Raw genomic sequence first — 24,952 nt, forward strand, 5'->3', positions numbered from 1 at the left:
AAATCCGCAATGCTTGCGCACTGCGGATCAAGGGACACTACTGAGTTTGCTTGAAACTGCTGCTACCTGATTACTTGTGAGTGATCATGAAGTTCTGCATGGTTGCTTCAGCGACCGAGAACCATTGATTCTGGTCTTGGCGGAAGCGCTTCCACGGTTCGTAGATCTTCTTGAACTTCGCATTCTTGCTTGCTTCTTCTTCGTTCACTTCATTCGCGGCCTTGAAGCACGCTTCCATGATTTCCTTAGAGAAGCTGTGCAGTTTCACGCCGTTGCGCAGCAAGCGTGCGAGCGCTGCCGGATTCTTCGCATCGTATTCGGCCTGCATATAAACATGCGCTTCATAGGACGCTGCCTCGATGGCGGCCTGGTATTCCTTCGGCAGCTTCTCCCATTCCTTGATGCCGACATAGAAGGAGAACTGCGTGCTCGGCTCCCACCAGCCCGGCGCGTAGTAGTGCGGCGCGACCTTGTACAGGCCGAGACGTTCGTCGTCATAAGGACCGATCCACTCTGCTGCATCGATGGTGCCTTTTTCCAGCGACGGGTAAATATCGCCGGCGGCGATCTGCTGCGGCACCAGGCCAAGCTTCTGCATCACGCGGCCGCCGTAGCCCCCGATACGCATCTTGAGGCCCTTGATGTCGTTCAGGCTCTTGATCTCCTTGCGGAACCATCCGCCCATCTGCGCGCCGCTGTTGCCGCCGATGAAGTTCATGATACCGTAATCCTTGTAGAAGTCGCGCAGCAATTGTTTGCCGCCGCCTTGCTCGTACCATGCGGTCTGTTGGCGCGAATTCATTCCGAACGGAACCGCGCAATCGAATGCGAAGGTCGGATCCTTGCCGAAGAAGTAGTACGGCGCGGTGTGGCCCATTTCAATGGTGCCGGCTTGCACCGCATCCATCACCTGGAGTGCCGGAACAATCTCGCCGCCCGCGAAGACCCGAATATTGAATTTGCCGCCAGTCAGTTGCGACACGCGCTTGCTGAAAACTTCAGCAGCGCCGAAAACCGTGTCCAGCGTTTTCGGGAAGCTCGACGCCAGGCGCCAGTTGATTGTTGGCTGGGTCTGAGCCAGTGCAGGCGCTGCCATCGCGCCGACCGACGCGCCAACCGCTGCCTTCTTCAGAAACGAACGACGTTCCATTTTGTCTCCTCCGGAGTAAACAACATCAAAAAATTGTTGCGGGGCCCTTGCGCAATGGATTTTGCACAAGGTGTGTTGCGAGCCAAATTGTATGAGTCAGGCAATGCCCATGCAACGCAAATAACTGCCGCTATACAGCAGAAACCGAGTGATAAAAGCCCACAGGTGAAAATTATTGATGTCTCCTGCAAGCCTTGCGAAGGCAACATGCCGGTTTCAGGCGAGGCACCATGCTTTTACTGATCAAGCCTGGTGTTCGGTGGACGCCTTTTGCTGAAAAGAATTCAAGCGTTCAGCTGCAACAAATGGTGTCCCGCCCGGTCGTCAAAATGCCTTTGCGTCAGCGAAGCACGCAGCGCGTCGGCGCTTCGTGCCTCTCCGAAATACTTCCTGTCTTACTTGTGACTGCTCATGAAGTTCTGCATCGGCGCTTCGGCGACGGAGAACCATTGGTTCTGGTCGCGCTGGAACCGCTTGTAGGGCTCATAGATCTTCTTGAACTTGGCGTTCTTCGAAGCTTCTTCCTCCATGGTTGTCACTGCGGCCTTGTAGGAAGCTTCCATGATCTCTTTCGAGAAGAAGCGGAGCTTGGCGCCGTTCTTGATCAGACGCGCCAGTGCCGCCGGATTCTTCGCATCATATTCGGCCTGCATGTAGACATGCGCCTCATAGGATGCTGCTTCGATCGCGTACTGATAATCCTTCGGCAGCTTTTCCCACTCCTTGATGCCTACGTACAAGGCAAGCTGCGCGCCCGCTTCCCACCAGCCCGGCGCGTAGTAGTACGGAGCGACCTTGTAAAAGCCAAGCTTCTCGTCGTCGTAGGGCGTCGTCCATTCGACTGCGTCGAGCGAACCCTTTTCCAGTGCGGGATAAATATCGGCGCCTGCCAGTTGCTGGGGAACGAGTCCGAGCGGCTGCAGCACCTTGCCGGCAAATGCGCTGATGCGCATCTTCAGGCCCTTGATGTCGTTAACCGTCTTGATCTCCTTGCGGAACCAGCCGCCCATTTGCGCGCCGGTATTCCCGCCCAGGAAATTCATGATCCCGTAGTCCTTGTAGAACTCGCGCAGCAATTGCTTGCCGCCGCCCTGCTCGTACCACGCCGTCTGCTGACGCGAGCTCATGCCGAAGGGAACTGCGCAGTCGAACGCAAAGGTCGGATCCTTGCCGAAGTAGTAGTACGGCGCGGTGTGGCCCATTTCAACAGTGCCGTTCTGGACGGCGTCCACCACTTGCAGCGGGGGCACGATCTCGCCGCCGGCAAAGACGCGGATATTCAACTTGCCGCCGGTCAGCTGCGATACGCGTTTGCTGAATACTTCGGCCGAGCCGAACAGCGTGTCGAGAGACTTGGGAAAGCTCGACGCCAGGCGCCAGTTGATCGTAGGTTGCGATTGCGCCAGTGCGGGTGCGGCAATTGCTCCAACCGATGCGCCTACAGCCGCTTTTTTTAGAAAGGAACGACGTTCCATTTTTTCTCCTGTTGAAATAAAGCACCGAAAACTTCTGCACAAACCAGCGCGCTGCTGATTCAACACGCTGCAACATGCAGCATTAACTCAACTTGGTCTCCTGATCCGACACCTTGGCAGGTCAACGGTCGCCGGAACTTGGACAACACCGCGGCCCATGCCGTTTCCCATTGCGATCCCGGTTCCTTCCGGCACCAAAAAAGAAAAGCCCGCAGCACTTGCGCGCTGCGGGCAATTTCAATCACTTTGGCAAACTGCGATCCACCGCCCCATCAACTGCATGGCATTGTGAATCGATGCTACGTCTCTTGCGTCATTGAGACGTTCAACAGGATATCGGGATTGCTTCATCGATGGCGCGGCCGAAACAGCGATCGCTCTGCCGGTCGCCCGATTATTGATGAACACACGACATCCCACTCTGTCTCCTCTTGTATCAAGCATGGTTTTGTTTAATCGCAGCCCGAATACAACAAGCTTTTAATATTGCACAATTCTAGAAGCGTGTCGTTGCTTAGAGCAATCTTAATCACAAATCCCGGTATGAGCGCTTAGGTAATAATACGTAGGAACAATGCCGACGCCATCAGAGAGCACTTCGCTCCCCCGCCATCAGAAGTCGTCCGGCTTCGAAGTTCGCCTAACTCTATCGGCAACAGCGTTTGCGCACACGCCGTAGTCCCTACCCGGGCAGCGTCTGTGCCGAGATCCATTTTTCCGAACGCAAGTCCATATCAGAAATCAAATGTAGCAAAGACACTTTCTCTTGTTGCATGCGGGTGTCCACAATTGAGTGCCGTGACCAGTGCAAGCACAATGCCGTTCCATTGTCTGCGGACTGCCCCTCGCCTGACGCTCCGCACCCACGCTCACAGCGCACGCCGTCTCAATGGCCTCGCCCCTTTCCCATGCGAGGAGCGAGGCGCATCTCTTGGAGAAGTTACATGCGAAACAAGCCGATCTACAAATCACTCTACGCGCAGGTCTTGACCGCGATCATCATCGGTGTACTGCTCGGATACTTTTATCCCTCGCTCGGCGCCGAGATGAAGCCTCTTGGGGATGGCTTCATCAAACTGATCAAGATGATCATCGCCCCGATCATCTTCTGTACCGTCGTGATCGGCATCGCCGGCATGGAGGATATGAAAAAGGTCGGCAAGACCGGCGGACTCGCCCTGCTCTACTTCGAAGTCGTCAGCTCCGTCGCGCTGATCGTCGGCATGCTGATCGTCAATGTAGTGCAGCCGGGGGCCGGCATGCATGTCGACCCGCATTCACTCGACACCAAAGGCATCGCTGCCTACACCGCCCCTGGCAAGATGCAATCGACCACGGAATTCCTGCTCGCCATCATTCCAAACAGCATGGTGGATGCATTCGCGAAAGGTGACATCCTCCAGGTGCTGTTGATCTCCGTCCTGTTCGGTTTTGCCCTTCACAAGTTCGGCGGACGCGGCACGCTGGTGTTCGATTTCGTCGAAAAGATTTCCCATGTGCTGTTCGGCATCGTCGGCATCATCATGAAGGTCGCACCGCTCGGCGCCTTTGGCGCAATGGCATTCACCATCGGGAAGTATGGCGTCGGCAGCCTTCTCTCTCTGGGCAAGCTGATGGCGACCTTCTACTTGACCTGCCTGGTCTTCATCTTCATCGTGCTCGGCACCATTGCACTGATCCACGGATTCAGCATCTGGAAATTCATCAAGTACATCAAGGAAGAATTGTTCATAGTACTTGGCACATCCTCTTCCGAATCGGTTTTGCCGCGCATGATGGCGAAGATGGAAAACCTGGGCGTGAAGAAATCCGTGGTCGGCCTCGTGATTCCGACCGGATATTCGTTCAACCTGGATGGCACCTCGATTTACCTGACGATGGCTGCCGTCTTCATTGCGCAGGCAACCGATACGCCAATGACGCTGCTTCAGCAGATCACTTTGCTGGCAATACTGCTGCTCACCTCGAAGGGTGCCGCCGGCGTGACGGGCAGCGGATTCATCGTTCTTGCAGCCACCCTGTCCGCGGTAGGCGGAGTACCGGTGGCGGGCCTCGCACTGATTCTCGGCATCGACCGCTTCATGTCGGAAGCACGCGCATTGACCAACCTGATCGGCAATGGTGTGGCGACACTGGTCGTCGGCAAGTGGACCGGCGACCTGGACTCGGCAAAGATGCTGCTGCACTTGAACAGTGAAAATGTGGAAGAAGCCGAGTCGCCGGAAGAAGTTCTCGACCAGCTTGAAGTCCCCTCGCTGCCCGGCAACAAGACCGCCTGAACCACGGCATCGCTGTGCCGGCATCCGGCGGTCTCACGCAAGGGGCCTTGGATCGGAAACCGAGTCGGAGCTTAAACGATCAATTGCCGGCAACCGTCATGTTCTCGATCAGAATCGAGCCCGTCTCCTTGGTGCCTCGTGTCAGGGTATCAGCGCCAATGGCAGCAATCTGCAGGAACATCTCCTTCAGGTTGCCGGCGATCGTGATTTCCTCGACCGGGTACTGGATCACGCCTTTTTCCACCCAATAACCTGATGCGCCGCGGGAGTAATCACCAGTCACATAGTTGACGCCCTGCCCCATCAACTCTGTCACCAGCAGGCCGGTATCGAGCTTCTTCAGCATTTCCTTGAAGCTGTCGGCCGGCCGGGTAAGGCTGGAAACCAGCGAAAGATTATGCGACCCGCCGGCATTGCCCGTGGTCTTCATTCCGAGCTTGCGCGCGGAATAGGTGGACAGGAAATAACCTTGCACCACGCCGTCCTTCACCACATCGCGCCGTGCAGTCTTGACGCCCTCTTCATCGAATGGCGACGAGCCGACCGCGCCGATGACGTGCGGATCTTCCACGATCTGGATGTGCGGCGAGAAAACCTGCTTGCCGAGCGAATCGAGAAGAAAGCTCGACTTCCGGTACAAGGCACCGCCGGAGATCGCCTGCACGAACGAGCCGAGCAATCCCGCCGCCAGCGGCGCTTCGAACAGGACCGCGCATTTGCGCGTGTCGAGCTTGCGGCCATTCAGTCGTGCCAGTGCGCGTTCAGCCGCATATCGACCGATGTCCTCCGGTTTCGACAGCTTTTTCGGATCGCGCGTCGACGAGTACCAGTCGTCGCGCTGCATATTGCCGCCCTTGCCCGCGATCGGTGCGACCGAAATCGTGTGCCGCGAATACGGATATCCACCCATGAAGCCGCGCGTGTTGGCAGCAACGAAATGCGATTGCTGCGCGTACACGCTGGCGCCTTCGCTATTCGTGATGCGCTTGTCGACGGCAAAGGCCGCTGCTTCGCAACGCTGTGCAATCTCGACGGCCTCTTCCGTGGAAATCAGCCACGGATAGCAAAGCTGCAAATCGCGCGGATTCATTTCGAGCATCTCTGCGTCCGGCAGGCCGGCACAATCGTCTTCCGCCGTGAAGCGGGCGATGTTATATGCAGCCTCGACCGTGTCCTGCAGGGATCGTTGCGAAAAGTCGGAGGTGCTGGCATCACCGCGCCGGATATGGCGATCCTGCCCCATATAGACGGTGACGCCGATACCCTTGTCCTTGTTCTGCTCAATGGTCTCGATCTTGCCTTTGCGCACAGTCACAGCCAGACCATTGCCTTCGCTGATTTCGACAGCGGCGTGGGTTGCGCCTTTTTCCTTCGCGAAACGCAGCACATCCTGTGCAAGTTGCCTCAACTGGTCCTGGCTATGGGTAAATACGGGGTTGCTCATGAGCTTGTTTTTTTGGGAAGTCGATTAAAACAGTTATCATAACAGTCGTTTACAGAATGGCTTTGATTCATCATGGTTAATCCCAACAGAGGTGCGGTCGGCTTCAAGTCGAGCGAGTTTGAACAGCAGTACGATCGTCCGTCGAAATCCCAGCTCAAGCGCGAAATGACCGCGCTGCAGGAGCTGGGCGAAGAACTGGTGTCGCAACCAAAGGATCGCGTCATGCGCGTGCCGATGCCGGAAGACGTGCGCGATGCCATCCTTGAATGTCAAAAGATCAAGGACCACGAAGGACGCCGCCGCCAGATGCAGTATGTCGGCAAGAAGATGCGCTTGCTCGAGGAAGACGAAGTCGCAGCCATCCAGAGAGTCCTCGATAGCTGGAAAGGCGCGTCCAAGGCAGAAACGGCGGCAATGCATGCACTCGAACGCCGGCGCGAAAAACTGCTGGCCGACGACAAGGCACTGACCGAACTGAAAGAACAGTACCCGGAAGTCGACGTGCAGCAACTGCGCGCCCTGATCCGCAACGCGCGCAAGGAGCAGGCCGAGAACAAGCCGCCCAAGGCCTACCGCGAAATCTTCCAGATCCTGAAGCAACTGAAATCGTCACCATCCACGCCAGCGGCAGAACAACATGACGAAGCAGAAGAAGACTAATCCGGACGAACTCCTCGTCGGTCTCGTCTCGATCTCGGACCGCGCCTCCAGCGGCACCTATGAGGATCAGGGCATACCCGCCTTGCGCGACTGGCTCACTGCCGCGGTTACGAGCGACTGGAAGATGGAGGCGCGCCTGATTCCTGACGATTGCGCGCTGATCGAAAAGACCTTGATCGAACTGGTGGACGATATCGGCTGCGACCTGGTCCTCACCACGGGCGGCACCGGCCCGGCACGCCGCGACGTCACGCCCGAGGCGACGCTTGCGGTCGGTACCAGGGAAATGCCTGGCTTTGGCGAACAGATGCGCCAGATCAGCCTGAAATTCGTACCGACAGCCATCCTGTCGCGGCAGGTCGCCGTGATCCGCGAAACGCCGGATCACGCGGCACTCATCATGAACCTGCCGGGTCAGCCGAAATCGATCAAGGAAACGCTGGAAGGATTGAAGGATGCCGATGGCAAGCAGGTGGTGTCCGGCATTTTCGCCGCCGTGCCCTACTGCATCGACCTCATCGGCGGACCGTATATCGAAACGAACGAAGCAGTTTGCAAGGCGTTCCGCCCGAAGTCAGCCATACGCCCGAAGCAAGACGCGCATCGCCAAGACTAACCATGACGCACAAGCCGCTCGACACCATCGAACTCGAAACCGCACCCGACCCGCGCGTTTCCATCATCTGGCTGCATGGTCTGGGCGCCGATGGCAATGATTTTGTACCGATCGTGCATGAACTCGACCTGACAGGCTGTCCGCCGATCCGGTTCGTGTTTCCGCACGCGCCGGTCATGCCGGTAACCATCAACAATGGCTACATGATGCGTGCCTGGTACGACATCCTGGGCATGGATCTGGTGCAGCGCGAGGACGAAGCCGGTTTGCGCAAATCGCAGACGATGGTGGAGCATCTGATCGCACAGGAAAAGTCGCGCGGCATCCCGGCCAGCCGCATCATCCTGGCCGGTTTTTCACAGGGAAGTGCGATGACCTTGCAGACAGGTTTGCGGCATCCGGAGAAGCTCGCCGGCCTGCTGTGCCTGTCCGGCTATCTGCCGCTCCATGCCACCCTGCCCGCCGAGCGGCATGGCGCCAATCACGAGACCCCGATCTTCATGGCGCATGGCCGTCACGACCCCATTGTTCCGATCGACCGTGCAGAGAAGTCGCGCGACATATTGCTTGCGCTGGGCTACAAGCTGGAATGGCACGAGTATCCGATCGAGCATTCGGTGTGCGGCGAAGAGATCGACGACATCAGCGCATGGCTCAAGCGCGTGCTGGTCTGAGCTGCGGTGCAATGCCGGCAGCGGTGGATACCGCTGCGCATGAAAGAAAAACCGTCAGCCGATTTACTTGAACACGACCGTCTTGTGCCCGTTCAACAGGATACGGTGCTCGACAAACCACTTCACCGCACGCGCCAGCACCACACACTCCACGTCACGGCCGATTGCTGTGAGCGTGTCCGGCTCCATCGCATGATCCACGCGCTCGACGTCTTGCTCGATGATCGGCCCTTCGTCCAGATCGCCGGTCACGAAGTGCGCCGTCGCACCAATCAGCTTCACGCCGCGATCATGCGCCTGATAATAGGGCTTCGCGCCCTTGAAACTCGGCAGGAAGGAGTGATGGATGTTGATTGCCTTGCCCCTCAATGCTTCGCACATTTCGGGAGACAGTATTTGCATGTAGCGCGCCAGCACCACCAGGTCGATATCGTTGGCCTTTACGATTTCAAGGATGCGTTCTTCCTGCGCGCGCTTGGCTTCCGGTGACGCCCCGGCCGCCAGCGGCAAATGGTGGAACGGAATGTTGTAACTCGCCGAGAGCTGATAAAAATCGGTATGGTTCGACACAATCGCGGGAATCTCGACCGGGAGCAAGCCACTCTTGTAACGGAACAGCAAGTCGTTCAGGCAGTGGCCGATCTTCGACACCATTAACATCATGCGCGGCTTCTTGCGTGCGTCGTTCAGCTGCGCATTCATCCCGAGTTCGCGCGCGACCGCAGCGAAATCCGCCCGCAGTTGCACGTCGCCCACCGCCGGGTCTTCGGCGGCGAAATGCACCCGCATGAAGAACAAGCGCGACTGCGCGTCGCCGAACTGGGCGGAATCGATGATGTTGCAGCCGTGCTCGGCAAGAAAGCCCGACACCCGATGGACGATGCCGCGGTGGTCGGGGCAGGACAAGGTAAGAATGTATTCCGGATACGTCATAATGGATTATGAAGAGTGCGAGGAGCTATTGTCGCACGCCTCATCGCAGTAAAACAAAAACCCGGATACGCAATGCGTGATCCGGGTTAGCTGAAACGCCACAGAGGCGCTTCCTGATTGCCGCCAGCGGCCGCTGGCGGTGGGTAGTTATGTGTGCGAGGTTGGCAGCGCGGTTACTCCAAGCAGTGGCAATTCGCAGCTTTCTTGCTATTTCATTCCCGAGGCGTGCGTTGGACGCTTAGCCTACTTTGGCGACGGACAGGCTGCTCTTGGCGCTGCTCGCCGTACCGACCTGAATGTCGCCCGACAGTTGACCGCCTTCTTCGATGACGACCTTGCCATAACGGACCTTGCCCGAGACCTTGCCGGTCGAATAGATCACCAGCTTCTGGCGCACGGTCAGTTCACCGTCGAATTCACCGTGGATTTCGGCGATGTCGATTTCGGCGGAGCCCTTGAACGCGCCGCGCTCGGCGATCTGGATCACGCGGGAATCGATCGTGGCTTCGACACGACCTTCGACAACCAAGGTGTCGCAATCGGTGATTTCAACGCCCTTGAGCTTGATATTCGGTCCGACGATCAGCTTGCTGCCGCCCTCATTCGTGCTGGACGTGGTGTCTGCATTGTTCGAGGTGCCGCCAACGGGCGGGACGGATTTGTTGAAACCCGACGTACCGGTCGGAACAATGCCGCTGGAGGTATGGAGGGGGGAATTTGGCGTGTTGGTTTCGCGCTTGCCAAAAAGCGTTTCGGAACGAAGCATGTGATCTCCTGAAAATGATGTGCGTAGTTAGAACGTGACTTTTGCGATGTCATGGAAACGCGTCGAGCATTCCCATCGCATCGAAAACGAGGCAACACTTAACTTGCGTTTGCGCTGCAGGAAGCAATCTCCCCACCTCTTGAGCCGCGGCAATGTCGCGGCTCCCCACTTGGTCCGCATGCCAGATGGAAAGTTCCGGCTTTGTTTTGATCTGTTACACTTTTTCAGAAAAAGCACGACCGTTCAATTTCATGTATAGTTAGCCGACCTAACCTCAGATGGAGACAAGAAATGACGATGACGAACCAACAGGTCCGACTGGCTGCTCGCCCGGTCGGCATGCCGAAGCAAAGTGACTGGAAATTCGCCTCTGAGCCGGTGCGCGAAATCGCGGACGGCGAAATAATCGTGAAGACGCTTTACCTCTCGCTGGACCCGGCGATGCGCGGATGGATGAATGAAGGCAAATCGTATATCCGTCCCGTGGGCATCGACGAAGTGATGCGCGCCGGCGGCATCGGCAAGGTGGTCGCCTCCAAGTCGCCGAAATTCGCAGTCGGCGACTATGTTTCCGGCGCTATCGGCGTTCAGCAGTTCTGGGCGGGCCCGTCCGATGACAAGACCGCGGCGTTTTACAAGGTGGATCCGAAAGCCGCCCCCCTGCCGAAATATCTGAATGCGCTCGGCATGCCGGGCATGACCGCCTATTTCGGACTGCTCGACGTGGGTCAGCCGAAGGCGGGTGAGACCGTCGTAGTTTCCGGCGCAGCCGGAGCAGTCGGCCAGACGGTTGGCCAGGTCGCGAAGCAAAAAGGCTGCCGCGTGGTCGGCATCGCCGGTGGCAAGGACAAATGCGATTTCGTAGTCAATGAACTAGGCTTCGATGCTTGCATCGACTACAAGAACGAATCGGTGCGCGACGGTTTGAAGAAGCATTGCCCGAAAGGCGTCGACGTCTATTTCGACAATGTCGGCGGCGAGATCCTCGATGATGTGCTCACCCGCATCAACATGAAGGCACGCATCATCATTTGCGGAGCAATCTCGCAGTACAACAACACGGCCCCGGTCAAGGGCCCGGCCAACTACCTGTCGCTGCTGGTGAACCGTGCGCGCATGGAAGGTATCGTGGTTTTCGACTACGCCGATCGCTATCACCTTGCTGCAGCGGAAATGGCGAAGTGGATGAAGGAAGGCAGCTTCAAGACGCGCGAAGACATCGTCGAAGGCGGAATCGAAAAGTTTCCGGAAGCGCTGCTGATGCTGTTCGAAGGGAAGAACTTCGGCAAACTGGTACTGCAGGTCGCCAAGGACGAATAAGCACCCGTCTGAATTTACATCCTCGGCAAGCCCCTTTCCATTCCGGGAAGGGGCTTTTGTTTTTCAGTTCATGCGGCGGCACTGACGCAGTTCGCATTGCGCCAGAAAACTTGCTCCAGTGTCGCATTGAAGCCGATACACTTCCACCGGACCTTTGGCGGTAATCAGCGCCGCACCTGCGCGGCCGGTACAGCCATAGCTTTTCGCCAGGCGTTCGACGGTTGCAGATGACACGCCCGAGCGGAATGCGACTTTCTGCACCACCGCATTGCCCTCGGCATCCTGGATACTGATCTGGTCTTCCGGCAGGTCGGGGTTACGCGCGACCTTCGTGCGCGGCACGGGCTGCGTCTCAGGCTCAAAGTAAGTCGCTGTCCCGCCGAGGCTTTTCGGCACAATCGAGCACGCGGTTGTCAGGACCGATACGGTCAGCGCGGCAATCAATGGCAGTCGCTTCATTTCCCCTTCCTTCTCTCGTCGACGAATGCGGATGAATTCTCCGCGGCAACCCGGCAAACAGCCGCCAGTGTATACCGACGAGGTACGAATGCATAGATGTGGGCGCAGCGCCGGAATCAGACCCGATCGATCATGGCTCCTGGCACATAAAAAAAGCGCTGCCGGACATACTGACAGCGCTCTTGTGCGGCGGGTCAAAAAAAACGCTGCCCGACGTGGCAGCGTTTTTATGAGCTCAGCCGATTTAGTTGCGAACTACTCGCTTGTACTCGTTGGTGCGTGTATCAATTTCGATCACGTCGCCCTGGCTGACAAACAAGGGAACTTGAACCGTGTGGCGATGTGCCTCGATGGCATTTTCAATCCTGGCTTCTTTCAGCACGTTGCCGGAAGTATTGCCCTTGACGGCCGGCTCGGAGTACACCACCTCGCGTGCGATCGTGATCGGCAATTCGACGGAAATCGCCTTGCCGTCATAAAACACCGCTTCGCATTCCATGCCGTCTTTCAGGTAATGCAGCGCATCACCCAGGTTTTCTTCCTCGATTTCGTACTGGTTGTATTCTTCGTCCATGAATACATACAGCGGGTCGGCGAAATACGAGAAGGTCACCGGCTTTTTGTCGAGAACAACGACGTCAAACTTGTCGTCACCGCGGAACACGTTTTCCAGAGGCGCGTTCGTCAGAAGATTTTTCATCTTCCATTTGTAGGTGAAGCCCGTGCGGCTCGAACCGTTGACGTCGGAACGCAGAACGATAAAAGGCTTGCCGTCAACCATAATGATGTTGCCAACACGAATTTCTTTTGCAGGTTTCATAGGGAATATACGTAAAAAATAAGTTGCATGAAAATCATCAGTCGCCTCTTGGCAGACGGCGCCGGAAGCTCACGCTTGATCGAAATCAAGCGCTATAGATTAACCGCGCATTATACCTCGTTTTCCGCAGTTTCTGACCGGATTGATGCGGCAAATTTCAGCAAATTGGATGTCAAATCGCCATTTGCGAGCATTTTCTGTCGCCATTCGGCCGACCGCGACGCCATTCTTGGCATATCGGCCTGAAATTTTGTCCAGAGCCCGCGCCAACCGGCCTGATCGTTTTCATTCTCCACAATTGCACCGTTCCAGCGTAGCGAGAATGAATTCAGACTTTCAATGTCGGCTGAATAACGCTGCAAGAATGCACGCAATTTCTTGTGATGCAAATTTTCATCTTGCGGATAGATATGCCAGACGAAAGGCTTGCCCGCCCATTGCGCTCGAACGAAGGAATCCTCGCCGCGCACGAAATTGAGGTCACATGTCCACAACAGCTTGTCGTAATCCGGTTGCGGAACAAAAGGCAAGACGCGCACCGTAAGCGCGCCGCGCGTTTGCGCGGCTCCCGATCTCGCCTCCGCGCCAAGAAATGCTTGAACCGCTTCGACCGCAACCCCTTCGGGCACCAGACAAGTGATTGCCGTATCACTGAACTGCCAGGCATCGAACAGAGCTGAAACCGGCGCATGCGGATAACAGAACAAGGACAGCTTCAAGGAAGACATTTCTCCCGGCGTCACTCCAAACTGCGCGAGAAAAGCTGTCATGACCGCTTGATCTGATTGAAACCGCTCACGCTGCTCTTCCAGTGAAGACTCATGAAGCAAGCCGCCCGTTTTGCCGGTGAAACCGGGAAAGAAAAAATATTTCGTCAACGGCATGCGCGGATGTGGCGAAGGCAAGGCATGACAACCCTCGACCCATTCCTCGGCGCTCAGGCCTTCCAGATTCAGCCATACCGGACGCGGGTGGCACTCCGCCATGGCGGCGATGTATCCCGGCGGGATGTCGCAACCGAAAAACTCAATGACGATATCGGCGATATCAGCAGTCGAAAATACGCCCTCCTGATTGCTCCAGTGGCGCACCGTCACGCCGCCAAGCTGCTGGATGCCAGCATCGATCACAGCATCCGGACAGATCCGCTGCAAGGTCTGCAAATCGTCGATCCACAAGGTGACGGCGATTCCATGCTCGTGATGCAGTTGCCTTGCCAGGCGCCAGCAGATACCGGCGTCGCCAAAGTTGTCAACGACCTTGCAGAATATGGCCAGGGACCTTGCCTGGTTATTGTTGAGGAACATTTGGGATGATTTGATTCGATCGCTGCACAGCCGCATTCTTGCATGAACTGGCGCGCAGGTCGCCGGCGAAATGATGCCGAAGCATGCTCATTACGGAAAAGTATGCCGAAAAAGAAAAACGCCACGCGAGTGCGTGGCGTTTTAATTTGGCGTCCCCACGGGGATTCGAACCCCGGTTATCGCCGTGAAAGGGCGGTGTCCTAGGCCTCTAGACGATGGGGACAGTAACCTGTCGATACTACAGCCTATTCTTCTTATCGCACAACTTGTCGCTGGTGGAGGTAAGCGGGATCGAACCGCTGACCTCTTGCATGCCATGCAAGCGCTCTCCCAGCTGAGCTATACCCCCGTGTGCGAAGAAACGAGAGTATAGCAAAGTTTTTTCTCAGGTGTAAATCCTCTTTCGAAAAAAATTAAGCAACAGCGTTTTCGAGGCGCGCCAGGACCGTGCCCCGGCCGAACAATTCCAATACCGCATCGATCGATGGCGTCTGCAACTGGCCAGTGATGAGCAGGCGCAATGGCATCGCCAGCTGCGGCATCTTCAGCTTGTGCGCGGCAATCACTTCCTTGATCGTGGCGGAAATGGCGGCCTTGTTCCATTCAATGGTTTTACATTGCTGAACGAATTGCGCAAGCGCCGGCTTGACGGCATCGCTTACATGCTGCGCAACCAGTTCCGGATCCGGTTTGGGCTGGCGGTAAAACAGCATGGCCGCGTCCGCCAGTTCATTAATGGTGTTGGCACGGTCCTTCATCAGCGCGATGACCGGCTGTACGGCAGGCGCGCCCTCGAACACCGCGCCGTCGTCCTTCAGATGAGGCAAGACCAAGGCTTCCAATCGGGCGTTGTCGGCCAGCTTGATGTAATGGTTGTTCAACCAGGCAAGCTTTTCTGGATTGAATTGCGCCGGCGATTTCGAGAGGTGGTTCACATCGAACCACTGGCAGAACTGTTCCATGGAAAAGATTTCATCATCGCCGTGACTCCAACCTAGCCGCGCGAGGTAATTCAGCATTGCTTCCGGAAGATAGCCTTGTGCCGGATATTCCATCACACTGACCGCGCCGTGGCGCTTCGACAGTTTTTCGCCGTCCGCGCCAAGAATCATCGGGACATGGCCGTATTCCGGCAGCGGCGCGCCGAGCGCGCGCAGGATGTTGATCTGGCGCGGGGTGTTGTTGACATGGTCGTCGCCACGGATGACGTGCGTCATCTTCATGTCCCAGTCGTCGATGGCGACGCAGAAGTTGTAAGTCGGCGTTCCGTCCGGGCGAGCGATCACGAGATCGTCCAGCTCCTTGTTGGAAATGGTGATCGTGCCTTTCACCATGTCGTTCCAGCTCACGTCGCCGTCGAGCGGGTTCTTGAAGCGCACCACGGGCTTGCGGCCTTCAGGGATCGGGGGCAGAGTCTTGCCCGGCTCCGGGCGCCATGTGCCATCGTAGCGCGGCTTGTCGCCAGCGGCGCGTTGACGCTCGCGCATTGCCTCGACTTCTTCAGGCGTGCAATAGCAGTGATATGCCGTGCCGGCTTCGATCATCTGCGCTACCACCTCACGATAGCGATCCATGCGCTGCATCTGGTAGAACGGGCCTTCGTCATGATGCAGGCCGAGCCATTCCATGCCGTCGAGGATGGCCTGCACGGCTTCCGGCGTGGATCGTTCGAGATCGGTGTCTTCGATACGCAGAATGAAGGTTCCGCCGAAATGGCGAGCATAGGCCCAGGAAAAAAGCGCGGTGCGGGCGCCGCCGAGATGAAGGTAGCCGGTAGGACTGGGAGCAAAGCGGGTACGGACTGTCATGGCAATTGAAATAAAAACGGCCTTGGATCGCCAAAGCCGTGTGAATGAAGATGCGCTATTTTACCCTTTCGGCAACAGGGATGAAATGTGCGCTAGTCGTTCTTGATGACAATATTCGGGAACCTGCTCGTCATGTCCTTGGCCTTTTCGGCGACCTTGACCGCGACCTTGCGCGCGATGTCCTTGTAGATTTTTGCCACAGGGCCATCCGGGTCGGCGATGACGGTCGGCTTGCCGGAGTCAGTCTGTTCGCGGATCGACATGGTGAGCGGCAATGCGCCGAGGAATTCCACGCCGTATTCCTTGCACATCTTCTCGCCGCCGCCGGAACCGAAAATCGGTTCTTCGTGGCCGCAATTGGAGCAGATGTGGGTGCTCATGTTTTCGACAATGCCGAGGATGGGAATGTCGACTTTCTCGAACATCTTCAAGCCCTTGCGCGCATCCAGCAATGCGATGTCCTGCGGCGTCGTGACGATCACCGCGCCGGTGACCGGGACTTTCTGAGACAGCGTCAGCTGGATGTCGCCAGTCCCCGGAGGCATGTCGACGATCAGATAATCCAGTTCGCGCCAGTTAGTTTGTTCCAGCAGTTGCTGCAAGGCCTGCGTCACCATCGGGCCACGCCAGACCATGGGCTGGTCGGGATCGATCATGAAACCGATGCTCGACACCTGCAGTCCGTAGTTTTCCAGCGGCTCCATGGTCTTGCCGTCCAGCGATTCCGGCTGGCCGGAGATGCCCATCATCATCGGTTGCGACGGACCGTAGATATCGGCATCCAGAATGCCGACCTGCGCGCCTTCCGCAGCCAGGGCCAGCGCCAGGTTGACCGCGGTGGTCGACTTGCCCACGCCGCCCTTGCCGGAGGCGACGGCAATGATGTTCTTGACGTTCGACATCAGTTTGATGCCGCGCTGGACCGAATGGGCGATGATTTTCGAATAGACATTCACTCCGACGTTGCCGGCGCTGGGAATCGCGCGTACCGCATTAATTGCAGCGCTGCGGATGGCATCAATCTGACTCTTGGCGGGATAGCCGAGCTCGACGTCAAGGCTGACATCGGCGCCACTGACTTGAATATTTCTCGCAGATTTGCTGGAAACGAGGTCTTTGCCTGTATTCGGGTCGACAACCTGGGACAAGGCCGCCTTGACGGCTTCAACGTTGATAGTCATTGCTTCTCCTGAATTTTGATGCACTAAGTCTAAACCAAACGCGGTCCGTTCAGCCGATTAACCCTATGAAATGCTCGCCAAACCGCCTGGCAGCGGCCTATTGCCCCTATCTTTGACGCCGCATACCTGCGACATGCGCCCCGCCACTGATAAAATGAGAGTTTTATTTCAATAAGCATTGCCAAATGAGCACCACACCGCATCGCAAGCTGTTCGTCACCACCGCCCTTCCCTATGCCAATGGCGCGTTTCACATCGGCCATATCATGGAATATATCCAGGCCGACATCTGGGTACGGTTTCAGCGGATGCAGGGGCATGAGGTGTTTTTCGTCGGTGCCGACGATGCGCATGGCGCGCCGATCATGATCGCAGCCGAAAAGGCCGGCATCACGCCGCAGGAATTCGTCGCGCGTATCGCGGCAGGTCGCCAGCAGTATCTTGATGGTTTCCATATCGGCTTCGACAACTGGCATTCGACCGATGCTCCCGAAAACCATCAGCTGTCGCAGGACATCTATCGCCGCCTGCGCGACCATGCCAAGCTGATCACCACCAAGACCATCGAGCAGTTCTTCGACCCGGTCAAGAACATGTTTCTGCCGGACCGCTATATCAAGGGCGAGTGCCCGAAGTGCGGCGCGAAGGACCAATACGGCGATTCCTGCGAGGTCTGCAGCGCGGTGTATGCGCCGACCGACCTGAAAAATCCGTATTCGACGCTGTCGGGCGCAACGCCGGTGATGCGGTCGTCGGAACACTATTTCTTCCAGTTGTCGAATCCGAAATGCGTGGAATTCCTGCGTGAATGGACACAGGAGCCGAACCGCCTGCAGCCGGAAGTTATCAACAAGGCGAAGGAATGGCTGGAAGGCGACGAAGGGCTGGGCGACTGGGACATCAGCCGCGACGCACCCTACTTCGGCATTGAAATTCCGGACGCGCCGGGCAAGTATTTCTATGTCTGGCTGGATGCGCCGGTCGGTTATCTGGCATCGCTGAAGAATTATTTCGACAAGACCGGGCGCGACTATCAGGCATTCATGGACGATCAGTCCACCGAGCAATATCACTTCATCGGCAAGGACATCATCTATTTCCACACACTGTTCTGGCCGGCCATGCTGAAGTTCTCCGGTCTGAAAGTGCCGAACAATGTGTTCGTGCACGGCTTCATCACCGTCAGCGGCGAGAAGATGTCCAAGTCGCGCGGCACCGGCATTTCGCCGCTGCGCTACCTCGACATCGGCATGAACCCGGAATGGCTGCGCTACTACATCGCCGCCAAGCTGAATGCGAAGGTGGAAGACGTGGATTTCAATCCGGATGACTTCGTCTCGCGCGTCAATTCCGACCTGATCGGCAAGTACGTCAATATCGCCAGCCGCGCCGCAGGCTTCATCACCAAGCGCTTCGGCGGCAAGCTGAGCGATCCGGTGACGGGCGGCGAGGCAATGAGCTGGCGCTTGCGCTTCGGCGAGCATGAAGACTCCATCAGGGATGCTTTCGAGGCACGCGAGTTCGGCAAGGCGATCCGGCAGATCATGGCGCTGGCCGACGAGGTCAATCAGTACGTCGACACCAAGAAACCCTGGGAACTGGCCAAGAATCCGGCGAACAACCAGGAGTTGCAGGATGTGTGCAGCAACCTGCTGCGTTCCTTCTATTGCCTGACGATCTATCTCGCTCCGATCCTGCCTGCGCTGGCGCGCAAGGTGTCGACGCTGTTCGGCATCGAACGGGACCTGACCTGGGCGGATTTGCAGACCAGCCCGAGGTCGATCGGCACATTCGAGCATTTGATGCAGCGGGTGGATCCAAAGATGCTGGATGCCTTGTTTGAGGCACCGGAACAAAGTCAGGCGGCCGCTCCTGCGGGCGAGGCCGAGAACGCAGGCGCGATCGAGGAGATCGCACCGGAAATCAAGATCGACGATTTTGCCAAGATCGACCTGCGTATTGCGAAAATCGTCAATTGCGAACACGTCGAAGGTTCCGACAAACTGCTGCGCCTGACGCTCGATGTAGGCGAAGGCCGCCACCGCAACGTCTTCTCCGGCATCAAGTCCTCCTACAAGCCGGAAGACCTGATCGGCAAACTGACGGTAATGGTGGCCAATCTGGCGCCGCGCAAGATGAAGTTCGGCATCTCCGAAGGCATGGTGCTCGCCGCATCCTCCGCTGACGAAAAAGCGAATCCGGGCATCTATGTATTGAATCCCTGGCCGGGAGCCGAGCCGGGAATGCGCGTTCGTTAAGCATGTCGAACACGGACTCTCCCAGTAGCAAGGCGTCGCCATGCGCGACGCCCTGGAAGCTTCTCATTCGTGAGGCCGGCCTCGACGACGCGCAACTGATCGCCGATCTGACGCGCGCCGCATGGGCTGGCAAGGTGGCCGTCACCTCGAGCGGCCACCGCGAGACTGCAGCACGCGTGCTGCAGCACTTGCAGCACGGCGGCGGTTTCATTCTCATGAAGGATGAGGACGCGATCGGATCGGTGCGCTGGTTGCCGCTCGAGAGCGAACCTCAAGTGTGGGAAATCATGCGCATGGGCGTGTTGCCCGCCTATCGTGGCGAACATCTCTCGCAGCACCTGCTTGAAGCCGTCATCCACCGCGCGCTGGGCGCCGATGTCACCGAACTGCGACTCGGCGTGCGCGCCGATCAGCCACGGCTGCTCGATCTTTACGCCGCACTCGGCTTCGACCTGGCTCCCGAGCTGGAATACACGCACGCCAATCCGGCCGAGCCGGCTCCGACGGTGATGCGCCGCCTGCTGCGCAACTGATCCGATCCTGCGCATTCTCGCTGGCGGGCATTTTCCGGACAGATCTGTTCATGCCACTGAAAACCTGAGCAAGGTCATGGGATTTCTTTGCCCGTCAGAATTCCATGTCAAAACTATACCCTTGTCATAACCCTGACCTTATAATGGATCCAGAGCGAAAAAAATTCGCGGATCGAGACAAGGAACATCGGTGACAGACCTGGGCCAGCTTGATTACATACTATTCGTGATTGCAGGGTGGTTTTTGATAGGCACCTGCGGATTGTTTGTCATCAAGCACACCACGTTCGTCGCACGCGTACTCTTCCCCCTGGGCGCTCTGCTCGGCATCTTTCTCGGTGCCACAGGCCTGGCCGGCATCTGGATCGAGACACCCCAAACCATGATCCTGCCGCTGGGGCTGCCCGACTTGCCCTTCCACCTGCGCCTCGACAGTCTTTCCTCCTATTTCCTGTTCGTCTTCGGCATTGTCAGCACGGGCGTATCCGTGTTCTCGGCCGGTTATTTCCGCAAGGGCGAGGGAACGCCGCCCGGCCTGCTCTGCCTCGAGTACCACGTCTGCCTGGCGAGCATGGCCCTGTTGCTGGTGGCAGACGACGCCTATGTGTTCATGGTGGCCTGGGAAACCATGACCTTGTCGGCCACGCTGCTGGTCATGGCCAACCACCGCATACCTGAAGTTCGCCGCGCCGGCTTTCTGTACATCCTGATCTCCCATGTCGGCGCACTGGCGCTGTTGTTGTGCTTCGGCCTGCTACAGGCCAATACAGGCGACTACACCTTCGCCAACATGCGACAGCAGCACCTGAGCATGTTCTGGGCATCAATCGCGTTTTTCCTGGCGCTGTTCGGATTCGGCGCCAAGGCGGGCATCCTGCCCCTGCACGTGTGGCTGCCGGAAGCGCATCCCGCCGCGCCGTCCCCGATATCGGCGCTGATGAGCGCATTCGTGCTGAAGACCGGCGTCTACGGCGTGCTGCGGGTGACCTTCGACCTGCTGAATGAACAGGTCTGGTGGTGGGGAGGCACGACGATGGCGATCGGGCTGGCAACCGCCTTGTTCGGGGTCGTGCTGTGCACCGTCCAGACCGACATGAAACGGCTGCTGGCGTATTCGTCGATTGAGAATATCGGCCTGATTTTTGTCGGCATCGGCCTGACAATCCTGTTTCGCGCGTACGGCATGTCCGGCCTGGCGGCGCTGTCGCTGACGGCCAGCCTGTATCACATCGCCACCCATGGTGCTTTCAAAAGCCTGCTCTTCCTCGGCACCGGCACCGTGCTGCATGCGACCGGCGAACGCAACCTGGGCCGTCTTGGCGGACTCCTGCGCTTCATGCCGTGGACCGGCTGGGCGGCCCTGATCGGCGCGCTGGCTGCCGCCGGATTGCCGCCTCTTGGCGGCTTCGTCTCTGAATGGCTGTTGCTGCAAAGTTTCCTGTTCACGCCCGGCTTGCCGAATTCTTTCCTCAACATGCTCATCCCCATCGTGGCGGCAGTGATTGCACTGGTTGGAGCCCTGGCGGGATATGTGATGGTCAAGTTCTTTGGCGTCATCTTCCTCGGCCAGCCGCGTGAGCCGAAGCTGAACGAGGCCCATGATGCCGATACATGGGAACGTCTTGGTTTCGGATGGCTGGTCGCGGCCTGCATTTTCCTCGGCCTGTTCCCGGTGCAACTGGTGCAGGCCCTGGATCGCGTCACCCACTTTCTCGTCGGCGACGGCATCGCAGAGGCTGTCACGCAAAACGGCTGGCTGATGCTCGCGCCGGTTGCGCCGGATCGTGCCAGCTATGCGCCCGCGGTATTCGTCATGATGCTGCTGGCGTGCTGCATGCTCGCCTTTATGCTGGTGCGTCGCCTGTACCACGGACGCTTCCGCCGGTCGCCGCCGTGGGCATGCGGATTCCCGATCATGACCGCTCGCATGCAGGACACGGCGGAAGGCTTCGGTCAGCCGATTCGTGAAATTTTCTCGCCGTTCTTCCGGATGACGCGCGAACTGCCGACTGCATTCGACAAGGCGCCGCGTTATCGGGTTACTGTCGAAGATCCGTTCTGGCAAATGATCTATCGCCCGATCGCACGGCTCACCGAACGCGTCGCGCGCCTGGTCGGGCTGCTGCAGCAGGGGCGGATCGCGGTCTACCTGCTCTACAGCTTTTTGACGCTGCTGCTGATGTTGCTGCTGGTGACGCGATGATCAATTTCTCCGGTCTGCTTCTTCAATTCCTCGAAATCGTGCTGGCGCTGGCCGCCGCACCGCTGCTGACAGGCTGGGTCAACCAGTGCCGCGCCTGGTTGCAGAACAAGTCTGCGCCTCCCCTTTTCCAACCCTATCGCATGCTGCACAAGCTGTTCTACAAGGAATCGGTGCTGGCCGACCATGCCACGCCTTTGTTTCGGATGGTTCCGTATATCGTGTTCGGCTGCATGACGCTGGCCTGCGGCATCATTCCCACCTTGTCGACCGATCTGCCGCTCTCGCCGGCGGCCGATGCGATCGCGCTGGTCGGCCTGCTGGCACTGGCGCGGGTGTTCATTTCGCTGGCGGCAATGGATATCGGAACGGCCTTCGGCACCCTGGGCGCCCGACGCGAGATGCTGGTGGGTTTTCTGGCCGAACCGGCATTGCTGATGGTGTTGTTTTCCGCTTCGCTGATCACGCAATCGACCTTGCTGCCGACCATCGTGGACAAGCTGGTGCACCGCGAGCTGGCGATCTATCCCAGCCTCGCTTTCGCCGGCGTGGCCTTTACGATGGTGTCGCTGGCCGAGAATGCCCGTGTGCCGGTCGACAATCCCGCGACGCATCTTGAGCTGACCATGATCCACGAGGCGCTGATCCTCGAATATTCCGGACGCCATTTGGCACTGGTGGAATGGGCCGCAAGCCTCAAGCTGTTTGCCTACTCCTGCATCGGTATCGCGCTGTTCTTCCCCTGGGGTATCGCTACGGTCGAGACGCCTGTCGAGCTCGTCATGGCACTTCCCATCCTGGCCGGCAAGCTGGCGATCGGCGGCGCCTTGCTCGCGCTGATTGAAATGAGCAGCGCCAAGATGCGTATTTTCCGTGTTCCGGAATTTCTGACCTCCGCGTTTCTGCTGGCGGTGATCGGCATGCTCATCCACTTCCTGCTGGGGGCATAGGATGACCAATTACCCTGCGCAATTCCTGAACCTGTTCGCGGCCACGCTGCTGTTGCTGACCTTTGCCATGCTCAGCCAGCGCAGGATTCTGTCCTTGATTCATCTGTTTACGCTGCATGGAGCGACGCTGGTGGCGGCCACGCTGGTCGTCGCATTTGTGACGCACGAAACCCATCTTTATTTTTCCGCCGCCCTGACCTTCGCGCTGAAAGTCGTCCTGATCCCGTGGATATTGCACAAGCTGATCCGGCGTCTGAACGTCAAATGGGATGTGGAGCCGCTCATCAATGTCCCGACCACGATGCTGATCGGCATCGTCCTGGTGATCATTGCCTTCAACCTGGCGCTGCCGATCGCGCAGCTTTCCTATTCGATCGCACGCGGCACACTCGGGATCGCACTGGCCTGCATTCTGCTCTCCTTCATGATGATGATCACGCGCTCCAAGGCGGTGCCGCAGGTGATCGGATTCCTGGCGATGGAGAACGGACTGTTTTTCGCCGCGACCGCCGCGACCTATGGAATGCCGATGATCGTTGAACTCGGTATCGCGCTCGACATCCTGGTCGGCATCCTGATCCTCGGGGTGTTCATGTTCCAGATTCGCGAACGGTTCGACAATCTGGATATACACAACCTGGAAAGCCTGAAAGAAGACTGACATGGACGCCTTGGTTCTGGTTCTGCTGACACCGCTGCTCGGCGGCCTGATACTGGGCCTGATCGGCGATCGCGACAGCGCGGCGGAACTCAACGTCGGTTTCAGCCTCGTCACCTTCATCGCTGCCGCCATGCTGACCGCACAGATCATCGCCGGCGGCCCGACGTTCGGCTTCGGCAAGCTGCTGTTTATCGATCCGCTGAATGTTTTCCTCGTCACGCTGACGGCCTTCGTCGGCCTGACGACGTCACTTTTCTCGCGGCCGTACATGCGCGTGGAGCGTGACCACGGCAAGATGACGCCGCGCCGCATGCGCCTGTATCACAGCATGTACCAGCTGTTCATGTTCACCATGTTCCTTGCACTGATGACCAACAACATGGGCATGCTGTGGGTGGCGATGGAAGGCGCGACGCTGGCGACCGTACTGCTGGTCAGCGTGTATCGCACCGCAACCAGCCTGGAAGCCGCCTGGAAATATTTCATCCTGTGCGGCGTCGGCATTGCGCTGGCGCTATTCGGAACCATTCTGCTTTACCTTGCCGCATATCGTGAACTGGGCAGCGGCAGCGATGCCCTGCTGTGGACCAACCTGAACGCCGTCAAAACCCGTCTCGAGCCGACGGTCATGTCGCTCGCGTTTGTTTTCCTGCTGGTCGGCTACGGCACCAAGATGGGCCTGGTCCCCTTGCATAACTGGCTGCCCGATGCGCATGCGGAGGGGCCGACTCCCATCTCGGCGGTGCTGTCCGGACTGCTGCTCAATGTGGCCTTGTACGCGGTGCTGCGTTTCAAGGTGCTGGCCGACGGGGCGCTGCTCAACGGCCTGCCGGGCAAGCTTCTGGTCGGTTTCGGCTTGCTGTCCGTGCTGGTAGCGACGTATTCCCTGTCGCGGCAGAAGGATGTGAAGCGGATGTTTTCGTATTCCTCCATCGAGCATATCGGGCTGATGACTTTTGCGTTCGGCATCGGCGGACCGATTGCGACTTACGCCGGACTGCTGCACATGACCGTGCACTCGCTGGTGAAGTCGGCAATCTTTTTCGCGGTCGGCCATGCGGCGCAGAAGGCCGGTACGCAGGTCATGGACGACATCCGCGGCCTGGTGAAGGTCAGCCCCACCGTGGGCTGGGGCATGCTGCTGGGATCGCTGGCGATTCTCGGCATGCCGCCCTTCGGCGTGTTCTCCAGCGAATTCCTGATCGTGACGACCGCCATGCGTGAATTGCCATGGACAACGCCGGTGCTGCTGCTCGCGCTCGGCGTCGCGTTCGCGTCGATCCTGAGCCGTGTGCTGTCGATGGTGTTTGGTGAAACCACCGCCAAGCCGCTGGCCCATCCCCCGGCGCTGCTGCCGGTCTTCATCCACCTGGGATTGGGACTGATGCTCGGTTTGTATATTCCCGCTTATCTGAACATGTGGTTCAGGCAAGCAGTCAAGATGATCGTAGGGTGAAC

20 protein-coding genes, 2 tRNA genes and 1 pseudogene are annotated in these 24,952 nt (G+C 58.0%); 11 read left to right on the top strand and 12 right to left on the bottom strand.

The window, feature by feature from the left end; genetic code table 11:
• Positions 1–70 precede the first annotated feature (70 nt).
• Together E6W33_RS21270 and E6W33_RS21275 are read right to left on the bottom strand one after the other, a co-directional pair.
• Positions 71–1,150 (bottom strand): TRAP transporter substrate-binding protein, encoded by a 1,080-nt coding sequence (locus tag E6W33_RS21270; protein ID WP_136419345.1) that lies wholly within the window; start codon positions 1,148–1,150, stop codon positions 71–73.
• Between the two features lie 395 nt (positions 1,151–1,545).
• Positions 1,546–2,625, bottom strand: a complete 1,080-nt coding sequence (locus E6W33_RS21275) for a TRAP transporter substrate-binding protein (protein ID WP_136419347.1) — start codon at positions 2,623–2,625, stop codon at positions 1,546–1,548.
• Between the two features lie 944 nt (positions 2,626–3,569).
• Here E6W33_RS21275 and E6W33_RS21280 point away from each other — a divergent pair.
• Positions 3,570–4,904, top strand: a complete 1,335-nt coding sequence (locus E6W33_RS21280) for a dicarboxylate/amino acid:cation symporter (protein ID WP_136419349.1) — start codon at positions 3,570–3,572, stop codon at positions 4,902–4,904.
• Positions 4,905–4,983: 79 nt separating this feature from the next.
• Here E6W33_RS21280 and pmbA read toward each other — a convergent pair whose 3' ends face one another.
• Positions 4,984–6,348, bottom strand: a complete 1,365-nt coding sequence (gene pmbA, locus E6W33_RS21285; RefSeq protein ID WP_136419350.1) for a metalloprotease PmbA — start codon at positions 6,346–6,348, stop codon at positions 4,984–4,986.
• A gap of 72 nt (positions 6,349–6,420) precedes the next feature.
• On the opposite strand from pmbA, the gene yjgA reads away from it, so the two are divergent.
• From yjgA to E6W33_RS21300, 3 genes are read left to right on the top strand one after another with little or no spacing between them, the layout of a single operon-like run.
• Positions 6,421–7,008, top strand: a complete 588-nt coding sequence (gene yjgA, locus E6W33_RS21290) for a ribosome biogenesis factor YjgA (protein WP_136419352.1) — start codon at positions 6,421–6,423, stop codon at positions 7,006–7,008.
• Complete coding sequence (gene mog / locus E6W33_RS21295) at positions 6,986–7,624, top strand: molybdopterin adenylyltransferase (protein WP_136419354.1); 639 nt, start codon at positions 6,986–6,988, stop codon at positions 7,622–7,624. The genes yjgA and mog overlap by 23 nt, the downstream gene beginning before the upstream one ends.
• 2 nt (positions 7,625–7,626) lie before the next feature.
• On the top strand, positions 7,627–8,298 hold the full coding sequence (locus E6W33_RS21300; RefSeq protein WP_136419356.1) for an alpha/beta hydrolase: 672 nt from the start codon (positions 7,627–7,629) through the stop codon (positions 8,296–8,298).
• Positions 8,299–8,361: 63 nt separating this feature from the next.
• Here E6W33_RS21300 and purU read toward each other — a convergent pair whose 3' ends face one another.
• Both purU and E6W33_RS21310 read right to left on the bottom strand, forming a co-directional pair.
• A complete protein-coding gene (gene purU / locus E6W33_RS21305; RefSeq protein ID WP_136419358.1) occupies positions 8,362–9,231 on the bottom strand; it encodes a formyltetrahydrofolate deformylase in 870 nt (289 codons plus the stop codon).
• Positions 9,232–9,469: 238 nt separating this feature from the next.
• Positions 9,470–9,997 (bottom strand): polymer-forming cytoskeletal protein, encoded by a 528-nt coding sequence (locus tag E6W33_RS21310; protein WP_136419359.1) that lies wholly within the window; start codon positions 9,995–9,997, stop codon positions 9,470–9,472.
• Between the two features lie 291 nt (positions 9,998–10,288).
• On the opposite strand from E6W33_RS21310, the gene E6W33_RS21315 reads away from it, so the two are divergent.
• Positions 10,289–11,317: an NADP-dependent oxidoreductase gene (locus E6W33_RS21315; protein WP_136419361.1), complete on the top strand. Its 1,029-nt coding sequence runs from the start codon at positions 10,289–10,291 to the stop codon at positions 11,315–11,317.
• A 63-nt stretch (positions 11,318–11,380) separates the two neighbouring features.
• Here E6W33_RS21315 and E6W33_RS21320 read toward each other — a convergent pair whose 3' ends face one another.
• From E6W33_RS21320 to apbC, 7 genes are all read right to left on the bottom strand, one after another.
• Positions 11,381–11,776, bottom strand: coding sequence for a hypothetical protein (locus E6W33_RS21320; protein WP_136419362.1), 396 nt, complete (start codon positions 11,774–11,776; stop codon positions 11,381–11,383).
• Between the two features lie 244 nt (positions 11,777–12,020).
• Entirely contained in the window at positions 12,021–12,596 is a 576-nt protein-coding gene (locus E6W33_RS21325; protein WP_136419364.1) for an elongation factor P, read from the bottom strand.
• A gap of 110 nt (positions 12,597–12,706) precedes the next feature.
• Complete coding sequence (earP, locus tag E6W33_RS21330) at positions 12,707–13,903, bottom strand: elongation factor P maturation arginine rhamnosyltransferase EarP (protein WP_136419365.1); 1,197 nt, start codon at positions 13,901–13,903, stop codon at positions 12,707–12,709.
• Positions 13,904–14,050: 147 nt separating this feature from the next.
• A tRNA-Glu gene (locus E6W33_RS21335) sits at positions 14,051–14,126 on the bottom strand.
• 50 nt (positions 14,127–14,176) lie between these two features.
• A tRNA-Ala gene (locus E6W33_RS21340) sits at positions 14,177–14,252 on the bottom strand.
• 64 nt (positions 14,253–14,316) lie between these two features.
• On the bottom strand, positions 14,317–15,711 hold the full coding sequence (gltX, locus tag E6W33_RS21345; protein WP_136419367.1) for a glutamate--tRNA ligase: 1,395 nt from the start codon (positions 15,709–15,711) through the stop codon (positions 14,317–14,319).
• Positions 15,712–15,803: 92 nt separating this feature from the next.
• Complete coding sequence (gene apbC, locus E6W33_RS21350) at positions 15,804–16,892, bottom strand: iron-sulfur cluster carrier protein ApbC (RefSeq protein WP_136419369.1); 1,089 nt, start codon at positions 16,890–16,892, stop codon at positions 15,804–15,806.
• Positions 16,893–17,068: 176 nt separating this feature from the next.
• Between apbC and metG the strand changes: the two are divergent.
• The 6 genes and pseudogenes from metG to E6W33_RS21380 form a co-directional block, all read left to right on the top strand.
• Positions 17,069–19,150: pseudogene (gene metG / locus E6W33_RS21355) on the top strand (methionine--tRNA ligase); the annotation flags it as partial.
• Between the two features lie 2 nt (positions 19,151–19,152).
• Positions 19,153–19,683: a GNAT family N-acetyltransferase gene (locus E6W33_RS21360; protein ID WP_136419373.1), complete on the top strand. Its 531-nt coding sequence runs from the start codon at positions 19,153–19,155 to the stop codon at positions 19,681–19,683.
• Between the two features lie 190 nt (positions 19,684–19,873).
• Positions 19,874–21,886 (top strand): hydrogenase 4 subunit B, encoded by a 2,013-nt coding sequence (gene hyfB / locus E6W33_RS21365; RefSeq protein WP_247869727.1) that lies wholly within the window; start codon positions 19,874–19,876, stop codon positions 21,884–21,886.
• Positions 21,883–22,833 carry an NADH-quinone oxidoreductase subunit H gene (locus tag E6W33_RS21370; RefSeq protein WP_136419375.1) on the top strand — a complete coding sequence of 317 codons (951 nt, stop codon included), beginning with the start codon at positions 21,883–21,885 and terminating at the stop codon, positions 22,831–22,833. Before hyfB ends, E6W33_RS21370 begins: the two co-directional genes overlap by 4 nt.
• Position 22,834: 1 nt before the next feature.
• The gene (locus E6W33_RS21375) at positions 22,835–23,494 is read left to right on the top strand and encodes a formate hydrogenlyase (protein ID WP_136419377.1); all 660 of its coding nucleotides are present in this window, start codon (positions 22,835–22,837) and stop codon (positions 23,492–23,494) included.
• A 1-nt stretch (position 23,495) separates the two neighbouring features.
• The gene (locus E6W33_RS21380; protein ID WP_136419378.1) at positions 23,496–24,950 is read left to right on the top strand and encodes a hydrogenase 4 subunit F; all 1,455 of its coding nucleotides are present in this window, start codon (positions 23,496–23,498) and stop codon (positions 24,948–24,950) included.
• The last annotated feature ends 2 nt before the right edge of the window (positions 24,951–24,952 follow it).

Origin of the sequence: Herbaspirillum sp. ST 5-3, assembly GCF_004804275.1 — a bacterium.
In the GTDB taxonomy this organism is placed as follows: Bacteria; Pseudomonadota; Gammaproteobacteria; order Burkholderiales; family Burkholderiaceae_D; genus Noviherbaspirillum.